This is a genomic window from Thiomonas sp. X19 (assembly GCF_900089495.1).
Lineage (GTDB): Bacteria > Pseudomonadota > Gammaproteobacteria > Burkholderiales > Burkholderiaceae_C > Thiomonas_A.
Genome location: NZ_LT605203.1, coordinates 3,347,121 through 3,361,485, shown reverse-complemented (window position 1 = coordinate 3,361,485; position 14,365 = coordinate 3,347,121). Strand labels below are relative to the sequence as shown.

At 62.5% G+C, this 14,365-nt stretch carries 17 protein-coding genes and 1 pseudogene; 12 read left to right on the top strand and 6 right to left on the bottom strand.

Translation table 11 applies throughout. The features are described from left to right. Positions 1–187 precede the first annotated feature (187 nt). Entirely contained in the window at positions 188–1,057 is an 870-nt protein-coding gene (locus tag THIX_RS16180; protein ID WP_199195319.1) for a hypothetical protein, read from the bottom strand. A 292-nt stretch (positions 1,058–1,349) separates the two neighbouring features. Here THIX_RS16180 and THIX_RS16175 point away from each other — a divergent pair, with 292 nt between their 5' ends. After that, on the top strand, positions 1,350–1,715 hold the full coding sequence (locus tag THIX_RS16175) for an AlpA family transcriptional regulator (protein WP_146748589.1): 366 nt from the start codon (positions 1,350–1,352) through the stop codon (positions 1,713–1,715). A gap of 121 nt (positions 1,716–1,836) precedes the next feature. Here THIX_RS16175 and xerC read toward each other — a convergent pair whose 3' ends face one another. After that, the gene (gene xerC / locus THIX_RS16170; protein ID WP_112486990.1) at positions 1,837–3,207 is read right to left on the bottom strand and encodes a tyrosine recombinase XerC; all 1,371 of its coding nucleotides are present in this window, start codon (positions 3,205–3,207) and stop codon (positions 1,837–1,839) included. 756 nt (positions 3,208–3,963) lie between these two features. Between xerC and THIX_RS23150 the strand changes: the two genes are divergently transcribed. Beyond that, on the top strand, positions 3,964–4,602 hold the full coding sequence (locus THIX_RS23150) for a hypothetical protein (protein ID WP_146748588.1): 639 nt from the start codon (positions 3,964–3,966) through the stop codon (positions 4,600–4,602). Positions 4,603–4,690: 88 nt separating this feature from the next. After that, positions 4,691–5,146: a hypothetical protein gene (locus THIX_RS23145; protein WP_146748587.1), complete on the top strand. Its 456-nt coding sequence runs from the start codon at positions 4,691–4,693 to the stop codon at positions 5,144–5,146. 225 nt (positions 5,147–5,371) lie between these two features. On the opposite strand, the gene THIX_RS23140 is transcribed toward THIX_RS23145, so the two are convergent. After that, a complete protein-coding gene (locus THIX_RS23140; RefSeq protein WP_146748586.1) occupies positions 5,372–5,665 on the bottom strand; it encodes a hypothetical protein in 294 nt (97 codons plus the stop codon). Positions 5,666–5,725: 60 nt separating this feature from the next. Here THIX_RS23140 and THIX_RS16165 point away from each other — a divergent pair, with 60 nt between their 5' ends. The 5 genes from THIX_RS16165 to THIX_RS23135 all read left to right on the top strand — a co-directional run bounded on the left by THIX_RS16165 (position 5,726) and on the right by THIX_RS23135 (position 10,214). Next, on the top strand, positions 5,726–7,780 hold the full coding sequence (locus tag THIX_RS16165; protein ID WP_146748585.1) for a hypothetical protein: 2,055 nt from the start codon (positions 5,726–5,728) through the stop codon (positions 7,778–7,780). After that, on the top strand, positions 7,777–8,715 hold the full coding sequence (locus tag THIX_RS16160) for a hypothetical protein (RefSeq protein ID WP_112486988.1): 939 nt from the start codon (positions 7,777–7,779) through the stop codon (positions 8,713–8,715). The genes THIX_RS16165 and THIX_RS16160 overlap by 4 nt, the downstream gene beginning before the upstream one ends. Before the next feature lie 56 nt (positions 8,716–8,771). Continuing rightward, positions 8,772–8,999, top strand: a complete 228-nt coding sequence (locus THIX_RS16155) for a hypothetical protein (protein ID WP_112488421.1) — start codon at positions 8,772–8,774, stop codon at positions 8,997–8,999. A 190-nt stretch (positions 9,000–9,189) separates the two neighbouring features. Beyond that, a complete protein-coding gene (locus THIX_RS16150; RefSeq protein ID WP_112486987.1) occupies positions 9,190–9,810 on the top strand; it encodes a Panacea domain-containing protein in 621 nt (206 codons plus the stop codon). Beyond that, positions 9,807–10,214, top strand: coding sequence for a hypothetical protein (locus tag THIX_RS23135; protein ID WP_146748584.1), 408 nt, complete (start codon positions 9,807–9,809; stop codon positions 10,212–10,214). The genes THIX_RS16150 and THIX_RS23135 overlap by 4 nt, the downstream gene beginning before the upstream one ends. 96 nt (positions 10,215–10,310) lie before the next feature. On the opposite strand, the gene THIX_RS16145 is transcribed toward THIX_RS23135, so the two are convergent. Then, a complete protein-coding gene (locus THIX_RS16145) occupies positions 10,311–11,597 on the bottom strand; it encodes a hypothetical protein (protein WP_158540926.1) in 1,287 nt (428 codons plus the stop codon). 103 nt (positions 11,598–11,700) lie between these two features. On the opposite strand from THIX_RS16145, the gene THIX_RS16140 reads away from it, so the two are divergent. From THIX_RS16140 to THIX_RS16130, 4 genes and pseudogenes are all read left to right on the top strand, one after another. Beyond that, on the top strand, positions 11,701–11,955 hold the full coding sequence (locus tag THIX_RS16140; protein ID WP_112486985.1) for a type II toxin-antitoxin system HicA family toxin: 255 nt from the start codon (positions 11,701–11,703) through the stop codon (positions 11,953–11,955). Beyond that, on the top strand, positions 11,952–12,290 hold the full coding sequence (locus THIX_RS16135; RefSeq protein ID WP_112486984.1) for a type II toxin-antitoxin system HicB family antitoxin: 339 nt from the start codon (positions 11,952–11,954) through the stop codon (positions 12,288–12,290). Before THIX_RS16140 ends, THIX_RS16135 begins: the two co-directional genes overlap by 4 nt. A gap of 42 nt (positions 12,291–12,332) precedes the next feature. Continuing rightward, positions 12,333–12,479 (top strand): annotated as a pseudogene (locus THIX_RS23845) (transcriptional regulator); the annotation flags it as partial. Positions 12,480–12,525: 46 nt separating this feature from the next. Continuing rightward, positions 12,526–12,855: a hypothetical protein gene (locus THIX_RS16130; RefSeq protein ID WP_112486983.1), complete on the top strand. Its 330-nt coding sequence runs from the start codon at positions 12,526–12,528 to the stop codon at positions 12,853–12,855. 11 nt (positions 12,856–12,866) lie between these two features. On the opposite strand, the gene THIX_RS16125 is transcribed toward THIX_RS16130, so the two are convergent. Beyond that, a complete protein-coding gene (locus tag THIX_RS16125; RefSeq protein ID WP_112486982.1) occupies positions 12,867–13,484 on the bottom strand; it encodes a hypothetical protein in 618 nt (205 codons plus the stop codon). Next, positions 13,481–14,323, bottom strand: a complete 843-nt coding sequence (locus THIX_RS16120; RefSeq protein WP_112486981.1) for a hypothetical protein — start codon at positions 14,321–14,323, stop codon at positions 13,481–13,483. The genes THIX_RS16125 and THIX_RS16120 overlap by 4 nt, the downstream gene beginning before the upstream one ends. Positions 14,324–14,365: the final 42 nt, after the last annotated feature.

The following is a 14,365-nucleotide window of genomic DNA, read 5'->3' as shown; positions in this document are numbered from 1 at the left end:
ATGACGGGTGCTATCACGCAAGCACAAAAGGCAACCCGGTCCGTGCTGGGCGCGGATGCTGGAGACCCCGAATCACCCTCCGAGGCCGTGGTTGCCAATCTCCGTGATAGTTTTGCCTATGGTGCGCACGCGTGGTTGGAGCAGGGCTACTCCAGCGTGCGATGGATGTCGCCGTCAGGCGCGCTGGTCATGGGCTTCGGACGCCGTCTGTGGGCGAATGCTCGGGTTCTTCCTGTGCATGCGGTGGTGCCTGCGAGCCTGAATTGGGACCAAGCGACGTATAGCCTTGTTCGGCGAGTTTGCGCGCCAAGGACTTTCCTGCCGTATCGGGGAGCAAACTCAGCGGATGTTCGGGGCCGGGCGGCTCCAGGGTTTGGCACAGCGCTTGATAGGGGCAGGGGTAGGGGATGTGGCATTGCTTGCCCGTGCGGACCTCGGGCATCGCGCCATCGAGCACGTTCTGTGCCGCCTGCAGCCATCGAGGCACGTCGTTCATGCGCGGGCGGACTTCGTCGGTCACATCCAGTTGGCGAAACAAGCCCCGGTAGTCGCCAGCGCCTGGGTACTGCCAGTGGTTGTCCAGCAGATTGAGTTCAGCACGCGCCAGCGCAAGGCCGGCACCTTCCAGCACCCAGGCCTGTGTGGCGACGTCGTCGAGGTGGTGCGCCTCGGGTGCGGCGGGCGTGACCTTGTCCGCTTTCAGGGGAAAGGTCGAGGCCTTGGTCTCGCGCAGGACATAACCCGGTCCCTCGGGCAGCAAGACGTCGGCACGGGCATATAGGGTGTCGCGCACCATGGGCATTTCCACGGCCGGCAGCACGACGGTGGCGACCAGTTCGGCCAAGGCTGCTGCGGCATCGCGCACCGGGTCCCCGGAGGTGTTCGGCCAGATGTACTCCCCGATATCCCGACGCGCATACTCGCCCACGAGATGGCCGTCGAGGGTGCGGCGGTCGACGGGGACAGACGCAGAAGTTTGCGGCTCCGGAGGATGGTGATGCAGCCACAGCATCCGTGGACATTGGCGCCAGGCCATCAGGTCGGACTTGGTGAGCATGTCATATCCTCCGTCAACGGCGCCAGTACGGTCCGTACCGCTAGTGATTTTGCATCAAGGCCGTGCTCGCGCATGGCTGCCCCGGCACGGCCCATCAGGGGCGCCTCAAGTTTGGGGGAAGGAAACCCGGCCTTGCAGCTGACCGGCCGGCCCTCAAATCGAAGGGCGCTCCGGGTCGGAGCCAACATATTGCGCAAAAGCGTCCATGGTTCACGCTCCCGTGGCCGTGCGTGGCATGGGCATAAACCCACGCGCTACACGCTGCTCCAACCACTCTGCTGTGAGCAGCATCATGACGAACGCCGACCCTCTTCTGACCAAAGCCACCGTGGCGCAGCTGCTCTGCTGCAGCGAACGTACCCTGGAGCGCATGGTGCGTGCCGATGCCTTTCCTCCCGCCTTGCGGCATGGCAAGGAAGCCCTGTGGTTCGCGTCCGTGGTCCAGCAATGGCTGCAGCGCCAGCGACAAGCCCAGTTGGCCTGGGCGCCGGCGGGGCAGACGCAGGCGCCGCTGCTGCAAGGTGGGGTCTCGACGGTCCTGGCGGTCGCCGATGTCGCGGACATGGAGCCGCCAGCCCCTGCAAGCAAGCGGGGGCCTGCACCATCGGTGCCCGCCGCCCTCACCACCAAGCGCCCTGGGCGTCCCAACACACGCTGACCGACCTGGCCTGCCGAGGCCACTGCAATCGACCTCCGCCGCGCAGTTCCAGCATCCTCAACCCTCGCTTCAAACGGCCCCGGGAAGACCAAGCGTCCCGGGGCCGCTGTCGCTGGCTGCATCAGGCCACGCGCTTCGGGAGGAGGCTGAGATAAACCACATTGTTGGCCGTGGAGGGGGCCGCATTCGCGGGTTCTTCCGGCGCCTGCTGCTTGCAGGCATCGGCATGCGCATCGTGGGTGGGCTCGACACCCTCCTTGCGCAGGCCCCCTTGGGCTTGACGTGCGCGCGGATGCTTCTTGCGACCATCGGGGTCGTGGACCGGTGGCAGGGCTGCCGTGCTGGGTCCCACATCGCCGTCCAGACGGTCGAGCTCATGGACGACATCGTCGGCCGCCATATCGATGTACACCTCGGCCATGCGGGTCGTGGTGTGGCCGAGTAACTGCTTGATGGCCGTGACCGTGGCCCCCTTGCGCGCGTAATACGTCGGTGCGCGGTGGCGCAGGTCGCGGAACTGCAGCGTGGGCACTCCGGCTCGCTGGCGCACGCCGTCCCAGGCCATGTCGACGACGTTCGTACTCATCGTGAAGACACGGCTTGCATCGGTGCGCGGCACGCGTCCAAGAATGTCCACCGAGCGGCGGCTCAGCGGAATCTGCGCCCAGCGGCCTTTGGCCCAGATTTTGGCCTGCCGGCCCTCCAGGTCGAGGTGGTCCCAGCGCAGCGTCAGCAGACTGCCTTTGCGCATGGCCGAGCTCATGGCCAGTTCCACCAGAGGCCAGAACTGCGGGTTATCGCACCGCGCCAGCGCCGCAATCAGGGCGTCCATCTGTGCGGCGCTGATGCTGACAAAACGCTTTTCGGACTTGCCCAGTTTGACGCCGACGCAGGGGTTTTCGAAGTGCTTCCACTTCCAGGTGGAGATGGCGACGTTGAAGCAGGCCTTGAGCAGCGCGATTTCCTTTTGCGCCGTGCTCTCGGAGAGCTGGTCGGCTTTCATGGTGGTTTGCAGCAACGCGATGTCCGCGCTGGTGATGGCGCTGCACAGCTTGGCGCCCAGTTGGGCGATGAGGGCGTAGGTGCGCGCGGACTGCGCGCGTCGCTTCTCCAGGTAATGGGCCCAGCCCTTCGGCACGGCCGCCTCCGTGGTCTGGGTGCGCAGGTAGCGCCGGCCAGCGGCGTCGACTTCGACAAGCAGGGGCGGCAGCCCGGCCGCGATGACATAGTGGTTGATGCGGGTGAGTTCGGCCCGATAGCCGCCTTTGACCAGCGTTTTGAGCTTGGCGTATTCCACCAGCAAGGCGCCCAGGGTCAGCTTGCCAGGCCCACCGAACGATGGGGCCTGCGCGGCATCGGCCTTGGCCTGTTCCTGGGTCATCCAGGTCTGCGCCTCGTGTTTGAGCTTGAATTTTTTGCGCGCCGTGCGTCCGTCAGCGAGGAGGACCTCGGCGTGCCAACCCTGGCGGCCGGAGATTTGGAAGGGCTTCATCGGGCACCTCCGCGCAGGACGGTGCTGTGCGCTAGATGGCGTGCGGGGAACGATAGGGGTGATGCGGCGGGTTGCGTCATGACAAGTCCTAAGGAGTTGAGGGGACTTGTGGTGAAGCAACCGCGTTTAGATTGGACGCCGGCCTTGCAGCGGAGGTGTCGGATGACACCCCTCGCGTTGTAGCCTGCGCGCGACATCACGCGACGCTCGGCGACCTGACGTCACTGACAACGTCACTGACATCCGCCCGGAATCGGACCCAAAATGCATCAAGGCCCGACAGCTTGCGCTGTAAGGCCTTGATTTTCCTCTGTGTTTGGTGGCTCCCCGACCTGGGCTCGAACCAGGGACCTGCGGATTAACAGTCCAAAAATATGCATCGTCTAAGCCCTTGTTCTCTCTGTGTGCCATCGATAAATCATCAATTTTTACAATGACTTGCAGCAATTGTTTGTGATTGATGACCTATTTCTTTATGGTTGTTGTTTGGTTCATTGAGTGAACCAGAATTGAACCAGGAATGCGGTTGTTTGTTGGCACAATCGTTTTCGCGTTTGTGAAGGTTCTGATCCTGAACGAGAAATTCATGGCGGGTTGATGTGGAAAGAGCATGAGTAAGCGACAAAGCCAAAAAAAAATGGTTCACTGGAGATTTTTAGTGGTATGCTTACCCCATCAGTCATTCGCCCCCGAAATTTGTTGACTAATTTCTATGGTCTTTGTTGCGGACAACATTTTGTGTGATAGCGTGAATTTATGATTAATATAGACATTCAGTTTGCGTCGCCACTTGACGAGGCGCTGCGGTCTAATCCGGACGGCGGAGAATCGATTGGTGAACTGTTTATCTTGGAAGACGTGGCGCATGCAGAGGATGGGTTCCCAGTTGGCACAAGAGACGAGGCCATTGCGATCCACGAGGCTCAAGTGGAGCGCGCAGATCTGAGCCGCGCTGAGGAAGAGAAAAGGAAAAAATACTATGCCAGGCGCAAGCAGACTGGTTTGCGATGGTTTGCTTGGGCAGAAAAAGTCTTGGGCTCGACAGCCTACCGCTTGGAACTTGCCAAGCGTGATGCTGCCTGTGGTCCATGCGAGGGCATGTCTCAATCCTCTGTTTCTAAGTCTAGGGTTCTGGCTGCAGCCCTTTCAGCCTTGTTAGCTCGCCAGGCGGCGCAGATGGATGCGCGGGCGATTGCGGCTGAGCGAGATCCTGAGGAAAAAGATGATCTGGCCCCAGCGACGGCAGCGACGGCCGGCGCAAGGGCGCGCGACTTCACGAGCGGTTGCCTCGATGGCCCACCAGATGTTTTGGGCGAAAGACCCATTGCATCAATTTCACTGACCCCCCGCATCCTTTCCCAACGCCCTCAATTCACCCGCGTCCCGCGCGGGTGAATTAGTTCAAAAGACAGCCCGCCCTCTCCTCGCGCGGCCGACGAAGCATCCCACCCCCTGGCAGGGCTGCACCCAAAAAGGTGCAGAGATGCAAACTCAAACTCAAACCCAACCCAAAACAAAACTCAGTAAAGCCGGCCATCCCAAAGGCGGGCGGCCGATTGGCAGCAAAGCCAAAATCCCCGCCGGGTTCGTCGGTCCGGGAGAACTGTCAAAGTTGCTGCCATTCCTCGGCACAGAAGCCGCAATCAGAGGTGCGTGCTCGCAAAACCCAACCTCGCTCCCGCCTCGCGTTTTGAGACCAGGAAAGAAAAAACAGCCTCTGCTTTGGCACGTTGCAACTGCGCTCGCGTGGGCTGAAGTGGTGTTTGGTAAACACGTTGTGGCTGGCCTCGCATACCCAGCGGCCACCGAGCCGGCAGTCGCAGCGCCCGCGAGTTCCGTTTGGAACTTCGCCGATCAAATTTCGACGTCGAGCCCAGGCGACACCGCCGACAAGGCCAAGCGCAAGCCTGGCCGCCCGCGTAACAAAGCCAAAGCCTGAGGTCCGACCATGCCCACCACCGCCACCTTGGCGGCGGGCCTGGCCGTTGCCTCGCCTGCCGAACACCCTCGCCCTCGCCCCCGCCCCGTCGCAACTCGTGAAGAAGAGCTTGCGCCCGCGCGCGCTGCCATGGCGTCGGCCATGGAAAATTACTTTGATCAACACAAGTCAAGAAGTGAGGCTGTTGAATCAATTCGCGCGGCCAATGCTGCGCGCGCCCGGGGCTCACCCAAACGGCCCATGCCACCGCCGCTGGCACCCATGGGCGTCGCGGCGACCGTTGGGCTGGGCAAAAGCCGACAAGTCGATGCGCAGGTGCTGATGGCCAAAGCTGCCGGCCTGCCCATCCTGATCCTGACCCCAACCCACGAGCTGGCGGACGAATACTGCCATCGGAATCCAGGCGCCGTTCACTATTTCGGCCGGAAAGCGCCACAGGACGGCCTGAATAGCACGGAACAGGGCGACCACACCTGCTACAAGATCGATCCCGTCTCCAGGGCCGGAGACAACAACCATCGGCCGGCGCAATCGTTGTGCAAGACCTGCCCGAACGGGGCATCCGGCGTGCTGCACTTTGTGCGCGACGCGGCGCGGGTCGAGAAGTGCAGGGAATTTTTCAAGGTGAACGGCCTCGATCCAGCGAAGACGCCGCCGTGCCACTTCCTGCACCTTGGTTTGCCCAAACAGCTTTCGGCGCAGATCCTGGTGGCGCCCGCGGCGGGCTTCAGCGAGGCGATGGCCATTTGGCAAGAGCATGATGGGCACGTCATCACGCGCCAAGCCCAGCGGTTGGTGATCGTGGACGAGCGCACCGCGATGGCCCGCGAGATCGATGTCGGCCCCGGCCATGTCTCGACATGGCGCGATCGGTTGCCAAGCCTGCGCGAGCGCACCGCCAAGACCATTGCGCGGCTGAGCAGGCGTGAAAACCTTGATGAACACGACCAGGATGAGTTGGGTAAAGCCCGTGCTCTCCTGGATCTGCTGCCCAAGATCGAGGCCTTGTTCCAAGACCTCGGCGCCTGGATCGGCAGCGACCAGGCGCTGGACGCCGAACGCGTCATCAATCTGCACAAGCAAATCCAGCGCGCCGGTGCGAGCATGACCGGCACGGCAGACTGGGAGGGGATCAGCTACGACGCTGACGATGATGAGTTCTTCATCCCCTTGCGCGCCTTGTCCACGCTGGCGCAGAACTGCAAAGATGGCACACTGCGGCAAGAGGCTGGACACCTGTTCCTCTACGAAGTCTCGCCCGTCATCGAGTGGGCCATCCGAAGCGGCAGCATCATTTTTCTGGACGCCACCATGTCGATCCCGATGCGCCAGTTGATCACAGCGGTCGATGGGGCTATCCATGAAGCCCAGGCCGAACAGAACATGGTTGTGACCCGGCACATGGGGCACTTGTATGCCCGGGGCCAGGTGAAGTCCAAGGAGTACCCGCGAGCCGCGAAGACCTACATGTCGGACTTGGAGAAGATCGCTGCACAACTGCCACGGCCCGCCGCCGTCATCACCCACAAGTCCTATCTCCGTTACGCACAAGAGGCCCACCAGGCGCCGTTGGCCGCGTTGAATGCGGCAGGTGAGTTCAAGAGCAAGAGGGGTGTTGCTGTGGGCTGGTACGGCAAGCATGAACGCGGCCAAAACGACTGGAAGAAGCATCACCTCGCGCTGGTCGGTATGCCGCTGCTCTCGCCCGAGCGCATCGCGGGGTTGTATGCAGCGATCCGCGCTGCCCTGGCCCTGGCTGGGTTGTATCGGCCGGAGTGGGATCGCATCATGGACGACGGCAAGGCCAACCATGGCGTGCGTCTGCCGACGCAGCCAGAGGTCAGGGGGTGGCTACTGGATGAGTATGCCCAGACGGTCGCCCAGGCTATCGGGCGCAATCGGGCGGTGAACCACGATGGCCCACCGCTGACCGTTCAGCTTTGGGGTGGGCTGCAGTCGGCCGAGTTCGACGCGGCGCTGGGTCGGTATGGTGTGACGATCCATGATCGTGTCCAGAACACGGTGCACCGGACGGCCGAGGACTACTACAACCGTGGGGGCGGGGTGGATGCCATCGATGAGGCCGTCAATGCCTTGCTTGAGTCCGGTGCGACGGTGAGCCGCTCTGCGGTGCGGCAATCTATCCAGGCAGCAAACAGGGCCGCGCCTCGTGACACCACGATTTCAGCGCGTCTGACCGAGCTTCGCGCCCAAGGCAAACTGCCTCCCGCCAGCGCTGGCGGACGCCCCAGGAAAAACCTGTTCCCATGCATACAAGATCTTGAGGACATGGGAACAGGTTTCCAAGGCGAAGACAAAGACAACGGCAGGGGCAAAGAAAATCCTGAACTGCAAACCCCAACCAGCGCACGGCGGGATGGGTCCAGTGGGCAACATAGCGCCGATCCGAAGCCCGCGGATGCTACGGGATCTCCATTACTCGACATCGTGGCGCCCGGGGGCCAGGAGCAGAGCGACGCACTGGACGGCCGTGAATGCACAGACCTCGATCATGAGTGGGCCGCCGATGCGGTTGCCGAGCTTGAGCGGATTTGCGCCGAGATCGACTATGAGGTTGAGCTTGAACACCAAGGACACCACGACCAGACAAACCATCCAGGAGATTCATCATGAACCCATCGCAAAACTCTGTTCTTGCCCCTGTCGTTGCCTTGAAGCAGTATCGCCAGTGGCGGCAGACAGCCATCAAGAAGTATGGCCTGCAACTGATGGACCACGACGAAGCGATCCAGTTCGAGGCTTACATCCGCGACCCGATCGACAACGATCCCAAGGTGTTGGCCGTGGTCTGGCTCGGGGTCGCGAAGAAGGCCGAACTGTTTGCGGGTTACAAGACCCGCGAGGGCGCGCTGGCGGCCATCGCGGGCATGAAGCAGATCCAGGTGCGCCGCAAGCAGGCCAAGGTCGATGCGCGGGCCGCCTCGCAGGCTGACCGGCAGGCACGTCAGGCTGCGCTCGCAGAGGGCGCGCGCATCTACGCCGCGAATGCCGCGCTACCCAGCCCGCTCCGGGTCGGCGACATTCTGGTGGCCGAACTGGGGCCCCAGCGACGCGACATCAATGGGAAACCCTACAGCAAGCGCGATTTGTTTCCAGTCTGGTATTTCCAGGTCGAGGCAATCGGTGGGAATCTGGGCAGGGAAACGACCATGCGGCGCATTGCCGACAGGCGCGAACCCCTGCCAGACGGCAGCGCCGACGTGTTTTCCTTTCATGACGATCTGCCGTTTCCACGTGTTGGCGTTTCCTGGCCTGTGCCTGGAGCATTCATCCAGCAAGCCGTCGTTGCCCAGTCCGATCATGCCGGCCATGTCAGTTTTTGCCTGGGCGACGCGCCACCCGTTCGCACCGCCAAGCCTTTGCCCTTCATCAGGATCGGCCCGACGCGGATTGACGAGGGCACCCCTTACTGCGACGGATACCCGACTCGGCGTGAGATGCAACACAACCCCGACTGGCGCAAAACCGGCATCGTCAATCAGCCGCCACCACTGGAGCCTGACCCATCGATTGACCCGTGGGGCTACCTCGATGCCTACGGGCTTTAACCAGACCGGAGTTTTATTGAGCCGCAAACCCCCGCCCCGATGCGATAATGGCCACCATGCAACACCGCCACCTCAACCACCAGGACTACACCCTGGCCGCCATCGACGACGTGATCTCCCGCGGCAAGCGGGACGATTGGGAAGACCTGCGCGCCGCCATCCTGAACGACTCGCGCCTGGCGGACAAGGTGCTGCGGGTGTGCCGTCCTCACGCTGCCGAGCGCTACGCCCAGCGGCATCACTTCTGGGCGCAGTATGTCCGGCGACACGGTTTCGCTGCCTGAGTGGGTATTTCCATGGCAGTTCGACCGGCAAGAACGACCCCGAAGACGCCTATCTGTGGCAAAATTCGACAATAGACATGCAGTTCGATCCGTTGCAAATCCCTACTCCCCTACTCCAGATCTTCGACCGTCCTTCATCGATCCTCCGATCCAGGGGCGCCGTTTCCCCCAGCGCTCCAGTGCCAACGCCATGAAGAAGTACAAGAGGTCGCCCCTCTTCAATGAAAAGAAGGCTGCTGAAGTTGCTGCTTTCTTCCTCTTGAAAGCTGCAAATCGCAACGCAAGCATGACGGTACTGAAGCTGATGAAGCTCATGTACCTTGCCGAGCGGGAATCCTATCGCTTGTATGGTGACCCGATCATTGGCGATGCACTGGTGTCGATGCCCAACGGGCCCGTTCTATCAGCTTCGCTCAACCTCATCAATGCGACACCCGATGAACGCGACGACGGCAGTTATTGGGACAAGCTGATCGCCGAGCGCGAAGATCGGTACATGGCCTTGCGGCCAGATACCGGCGTCACGTCCACCGAAGATCTGATGGAACTCAGCCAGGCCGACGCTGAAATCCTGGAAACCATCTGGGCCAGGTTCGGTACCAAATCCGCCTTGCAGTTGAGAGACTACACCCACGATCCGAAGAACTGCCCTGAGTGGGAAGACCCCGACGGGTCGAGTATTCCCATCGAAACAGAAACGCTACTGCGTGGACTCGGGTTCTCGGATACCCAGGTCGAGGCGACTGTGGCGAACATTGAGCAACGAGCCTGGGCGGCGGGAAACCTCGCGCTGCTTAAAACGCCCGCATGACCGGCTGGCAACCCATTGAGGGCGGTACGCTGTTCATGGCCAGCGGCCCACAAGGGGATCATCTATTCGTCGTTGTGCTCGGGCCTCGCCAAATTGCGAACTACGGGCCACAGGCGCAATTTGTCCTGGTGCCTTTTTGCACCGCTATCCCTGGCGGACGTCACGAGACCACATGCCTGATCTCGCCAGGCGAACATCCATTCGTGAAGCAACCAACCTACGTGGATTACGGATTTGCGCAGGTCCGCAACGAATCCGAGTTGCGCGCCGGGGTGACACGGTTGATATTCCGACCGGCAGATAGTGTCACTCTTGCCATGCTCCAACGCATTCAGACCGGATTCGCCATATCAAAAAGAGTGGCACGGCACATCCGTCGCGACTTTCTTTCCTCGGGCACTTGACGGGGAAACGGCCCCACCGGGAAAGTGAACTGCGGTTGGTAGATCGACAATCGCTGCTCAGAGGCTGAATCACTTGGACTACCCGTCAGGCGGGGTTCAACGCTCCGCCCGGTTCACCGCCGTCACCACCGCCGCACCCATGAGCCTGGCCCACATCTGGGTTGTTGCAGCCTCGACACGGGGCGCCACGGCTCCCGCAGGCTCATACCAGGTGTTCGACACCCGCAGCACCACCGCAGGCCGCTGCACGAGCGCCTGCAGCCACGGCCAGGTGATGCCCTGGTCATAGCAGATGGAAGCCCAGGTGCGCACACCAGCAATGGTCTGCACCGGCTCCCACCAGTGCGCCGCCGTGTAGGACTTCTCACCATCCCACGGCTTCCACATTCCGCCGGGCACAGGCACCGGCGAGACGAACAGCACAGCATCGCCGCGCTGGCCAAGGCCCACCACGGCATTCAGATAACTCCCATCCCAATGCCTAGACGACAGCACCGACGCGCCGACCAGCCACACATCCCCAGGCCGCATCGCCGCCCGCACCTGCGCCGCCGTCCCTGGCCCCCAGGTTCCCGCCACATCCTCGGGCAAGACAATCACCAAACACCTTCTCTTTGCCCCTGCCTTTGACTTTGCTTCAGCGCGAACCACTCCAGCGGCTTGATTGATCCATCGCTGGTTGCGCCCAACCTCAGCCATCACGTCATCGGTTTCATGACCGACACGGGTGCTCACCCCGACCCAGCCAGCGGGCGCGACGGGCGGCGTGTAGGCAGCATTCGCCCACACCGACACCCCCGACAGCGCTGCCGACGCCACCATGGACAGCGTGATCGCGGACGTTGAGGATTTGGCTTGGACCAGCACCGCCAGTGTCCACAGGATCGCAAGCCCAAGCGCGAAGCCCAGCAGTCCCAACCCCGGATAGAACACGCCAGCCACCGCCAGCGGTGACAGCCAGCCGAACAGTCCCAAGGGCGGCACCGCCTCGATGAGCAGCACAACCACCACATGCCAGCCGCGTGAGGCCCAGGCCCAGGGCAGGGCGAGCAGCACACTCGACAGCGCCCACAGGCCGACGCCGAGGATCCAGCCGGTGCCGAAGAATCGCTGCACTTCGGCTGGCAGCGCCGCGCCACCGATCCCAAAGTAGGCCAGCGCCGCCAGGACGCGCCCACGGGGGTTGTCCGCCAGCATGACGCCGATGATGAGTAACGGAGACAGGATCACGCCATACGGTTTGTCCGAGAGCGTCCAGGCCAACCCTGCTACGGCGGGCAGCAGGACGACCAGCAGGCGGCGTAGCGCCACCAGCGGGCGCAAGGACGAGGCGGGGGCAAGACAGGATGGGGACGACGATGGGGGTTGCGTTGTGGACAGCACGGCGATCTCCGATGTGTGTGGACACATGGATATGCCGCGTGGCAGCAAAGCAAATGATAGCAAACAGACTTGAAATCGCCATCACTTGTGCTATCATTAGTTGATGAACAGCAAGCAACGTAAAACGCTGGAGGCGATCTTCACCAGTCCGGTCAACGGTAATCTGGAGTGGGCGCGCATCGAGGCGTTGTTCGTGGCTGTTGGATGTCGCGTGATTGAGGGGCACGGCTCGTCCGTGGCCTTTGAGAAAGATGGCCTGCGCGCTTACTTCCATCGTCCGCATCCGCAGAAGGAAGCCTTGAAATACCGCGTCAGACTGGCGCGGGAGCATCTGGAGAAACTTGGAGTGACCCCATGAACAACGTGATGACCTACAAGGGCTATGCCGCCAGCATGACCTACGACCCGGACGACAAAATCCTGGTTGGGCGCGTGCTGGACATCGCCGACATCATTGGCTTTCACGGTGAATCCGTGGCCGAGTTCGAGGCGGCATTCCGTGAATCCATTGACGACTACATCGAGATTTGCGCGAAGCTCGAACAACCGCCAGAAAAACCGGCATCAGGCAAATTGATGCTGCGAATCGACCCGAGCATTCACGCTGCGGCGGTCAAGGCAGCAGCGCGCGAAGGCCAGAGCATGAACAAGTGGGTGGCGAAAGTGCTCTCAGAGGCCACCACACATCGCTAGCAGCGAAAGAAATCAGCAACGGGGATCTCCAGGAGATTTGCCATGACGACCAAACCGACCTTCAAGAGTGACGCCTTCGAGGCCATCCACAGCGCGGCCCAGGGGCTTTACCGAGTCGGTGCCATCGACAAGGCGACGATGCGTGAGTTCGACGCATCCTGCCTGACACCAGCGGCGGCGCTCAAACCCATGCAGAACTTGGACGTGCTGGCGTAACCCGCCACCGGAGATCATCATGTGGACAACCCTCAAGCGCACCTGGCACGCCGCCCGGCTGACGCTGCACATCGCCATCCTGCTGTCACCCTTCGCGCTGGCCGCCTGGGTGTTCCATGCCGCCGTCAGCAACAACCTGGGTGTGCCGCTGGGCGTGTTCGGCGCGCTGGCCGTGCTGCTCTTTTTCCGCCGCTGGTGGAGGCAGTGGGCCGTTCTGATCTCGGAGGCGTGGCGGCTCGGTGTGCGCCTCGCGCCTGATCTGGCAGCATTCGTCAAGGTCAAGCTGCAACGGGCGCAGCGCCAGGTGCAAGGCGACTGGCGGGACTTGCGGCGCTGGGCGCGGCGATAAACGACCATCCTTCAACGCCGCCGATGGGGCACAACAGGCTCGGCACGCATCTGCTGGATCTGACTCTGCATCTGCGCGATCACCGGCTGATCCTGCCATTCCACTTGCTTGCCACCCCACCAGTAGGCCGCAATCACCAGCAGCAGCGCGGCACCGACACCGGCCGCCACCTGCCACGAAAACAGCGTGTCGGACACCGCGCCGCGCAGCGCTTCGTGAGCGGCTGCAGCATCCAGCTTGAGCACCCGGTTTTGCAACTCGGTTTCAATGGCCGCGCAGAGATCCGGCACGGCCGCCCTGGCCACCGCCTTGGCGATCTTCGCCGGATCGATCTCCGGCGCCGGAACCTCGATCTCGGTGGCATCGATATGCCGGGCCACCGCCTTGCCCAGCCGGTCGGCATCCACCCCGCCCGTGCTCACGTTCTGGATCGCCCGCAACAGGGCTTCCTGATCGACGCGGGCCTGCTCGCGGCGGTTGGAGAGGAAGTAGATCGGCAGCACGACACCCCAAAGCGTGTCGTCGTCGTCAAACCGGGTCGCCAACCGGATGGCATCGATCTCGGCCTGCTGCGCCGACGACAGCCCGTCTTCCGTGAAGCGCTCGATGAGTTCGGCATAGATGCTCATGCGAATGCTCCATTGGGGTTTGTGGAAACGTCTGCGGACAGTTCAGCCGACATTTTCGGCGTGAAGCGCTCCAGTGCCGCCAGCCGGTCGCCCGCGATACCGCGGAAGGTCTTCACCGACACCTGCGAACCCAGCCCCAGCTTCTTGCCGTTGGTCGACGCCTTGTCGCGCTCGGCGATGTGCAATGGCGTGCGCGCCAGGTCGGACGCCACCGACGGGGTGAGCACCGGCAGGTCGATTTCCTGCCAGCCCCAATCTTTCACAGCCGCGCGGGTGGCGCTCTTGTTCCAGTGGGTGAAGTCGTCGGCGACGCCGTGGCGCAGGTTGCGGATGACGAAGCCCTGCTGGTAGAACGCCGGGAAGGCATCGATGCGTTGCTGCAATTGCTCCACCGAGCCCGCGTCGGTGCCGATCACCCAGACATGCACGGCGTTGAGCGCTTCCATGACGGCGGTGACTTCAGCGGCCTTGGCAATGGCGAGCCCGGCCCCGGCAGGCAGGGAGAACACCACGCGGCCCTCGTCGTCGCCCCATTGCGGGATGGCGTCGAACACCCGGTCGCCCGCCTGCACCCACTGCTGGGGCGTGGAGATCGGCGCAAACATGCCGCGCACGTTGCAGCCGTTCACGGTTTCGATCTCCGGGAAGCCGCCATCTCCGCATACATCCTGGTTGGACTCGTCGGCATCGACAACTAAAAGCTGGCGGATGGGCTTCGGCAGTTTGAACCTGGCCGACTGCATCAGCATGTCGGCGATGGCCCGCGCGGCGAAGCTCTTGCCCACGCCGCCCTTGTCGCCGTCCACAAAATAGGTCTTGATCATGATGTCCTCGCTCACGCGGACAACCCGCGCAAGGGGTTATCGCCGAGCGCCGCAAAC

What these genes read in the sequence shown, in the direction of transcription:
- THIX_RS16180 (WP_199195319.1), bottom strand. Translation starts at nt 1,057, where the DNA reads ATGCTCACCAAGTCCGACCTGATGGCCTGGCGCCAATGTCCACGGATG.
- THIX_RS16175 (WP_146748589.1), top strand. Translation starts at nt 1,350, where the DNA reads ATGACGAACGCCGACCCTCTTCTGACCAAAGCCACCGTGGCGCAGCTG.
- xerC (WP_112486990.1), bottom strand. Translation starts at nt 3,207, where the DNA reads ATGAAGCCCTTCCAAATCTCCGGCCGCCAGGGTTGGCACGCCGAGGTC.
- THIX_RS23150 (WP_146748588.1), top strand. Translation starts at nt 3,964, where the DNA reads ATGATTAATATAGACATTCAGTTTGCGTCGCCACTTGACGAGGCGCTG.
- THIX_RS23145 (WP_146748587.1), top strand. Translation starts at nt 4,691, where the DNA reads ATGCAAACTCAAACTCAAACCCAACCCAAAACAAAACTCAGTAAAGCC.
- THIX_RS23140 (WP_146748586.1), bottom strand. Translation starts at nt 5,665, where the DNA reads ATGGTTGTTGTCTCCGGCCCTGGAGACGGGATCGATCTTGTAGCAGGT.
- THIX_RS16160 (WP_112486988.1), top strand. Translation starts at nt 7,777, where the DNA reads ATGAACCCATCGCAAAACTCTGTTCTTGCCCCTGTCGTTGCCTTGAAG.
- THIX_RS16155 (WP_112488421.1), top strand. Translation starts at nt 8,772, where the DNA reads ATGCAACACCGCCACCTCAACCACCAGGACTACACCCTGGCCGCCATC.
- THIX_RS16150 (WP_112486987.1), top strand. Translation starts at nt 9,190, where the DNA reads ATGAAGAAGTACAAGAGGTCGCCCCTCTTCAATGAAAAGAAGGCTGCT.
- THIX_RS23135 (WP_146748584.1), top strand. Translation starts at nt 9,807, where the DNA reads ATGACCGGCTGGCAACCCATTGAGGGCGGTACGCTGTTCATGGCCAGC.
- THIX_RS16140 (WP_112486985.1), top strand. Translation starts at nt 11,701, where the DNA reads ATGAACAGCAAGCAACGTAAAACGCTGGAGGCGATCTTCACCAGTCCG.
- THIX_RS16135 (WP_112486984.1), top strand. Translation starts at nt 11,952, where the DNA reads ATGAACAACGTGATGACCTACAAGGGCTATGCCGCCAGCATGACCTAC.
- THIX_RS16130 (WP_112486983.1), top strand. Translation starts at nt 12,526, where the DNA reads ATGTGGACAACCCTCAAGCGCACCTGGCACGCCGCCCGGCTGACGCTG.
- THIX_RS16125 (WP_112486982.1), bottom strand. Translation starts at nt 13,484, where the DNA reads ATGAGCATCTATGCCGAACTCATCGAGCGCTTCACGGAAGACGGGCTG.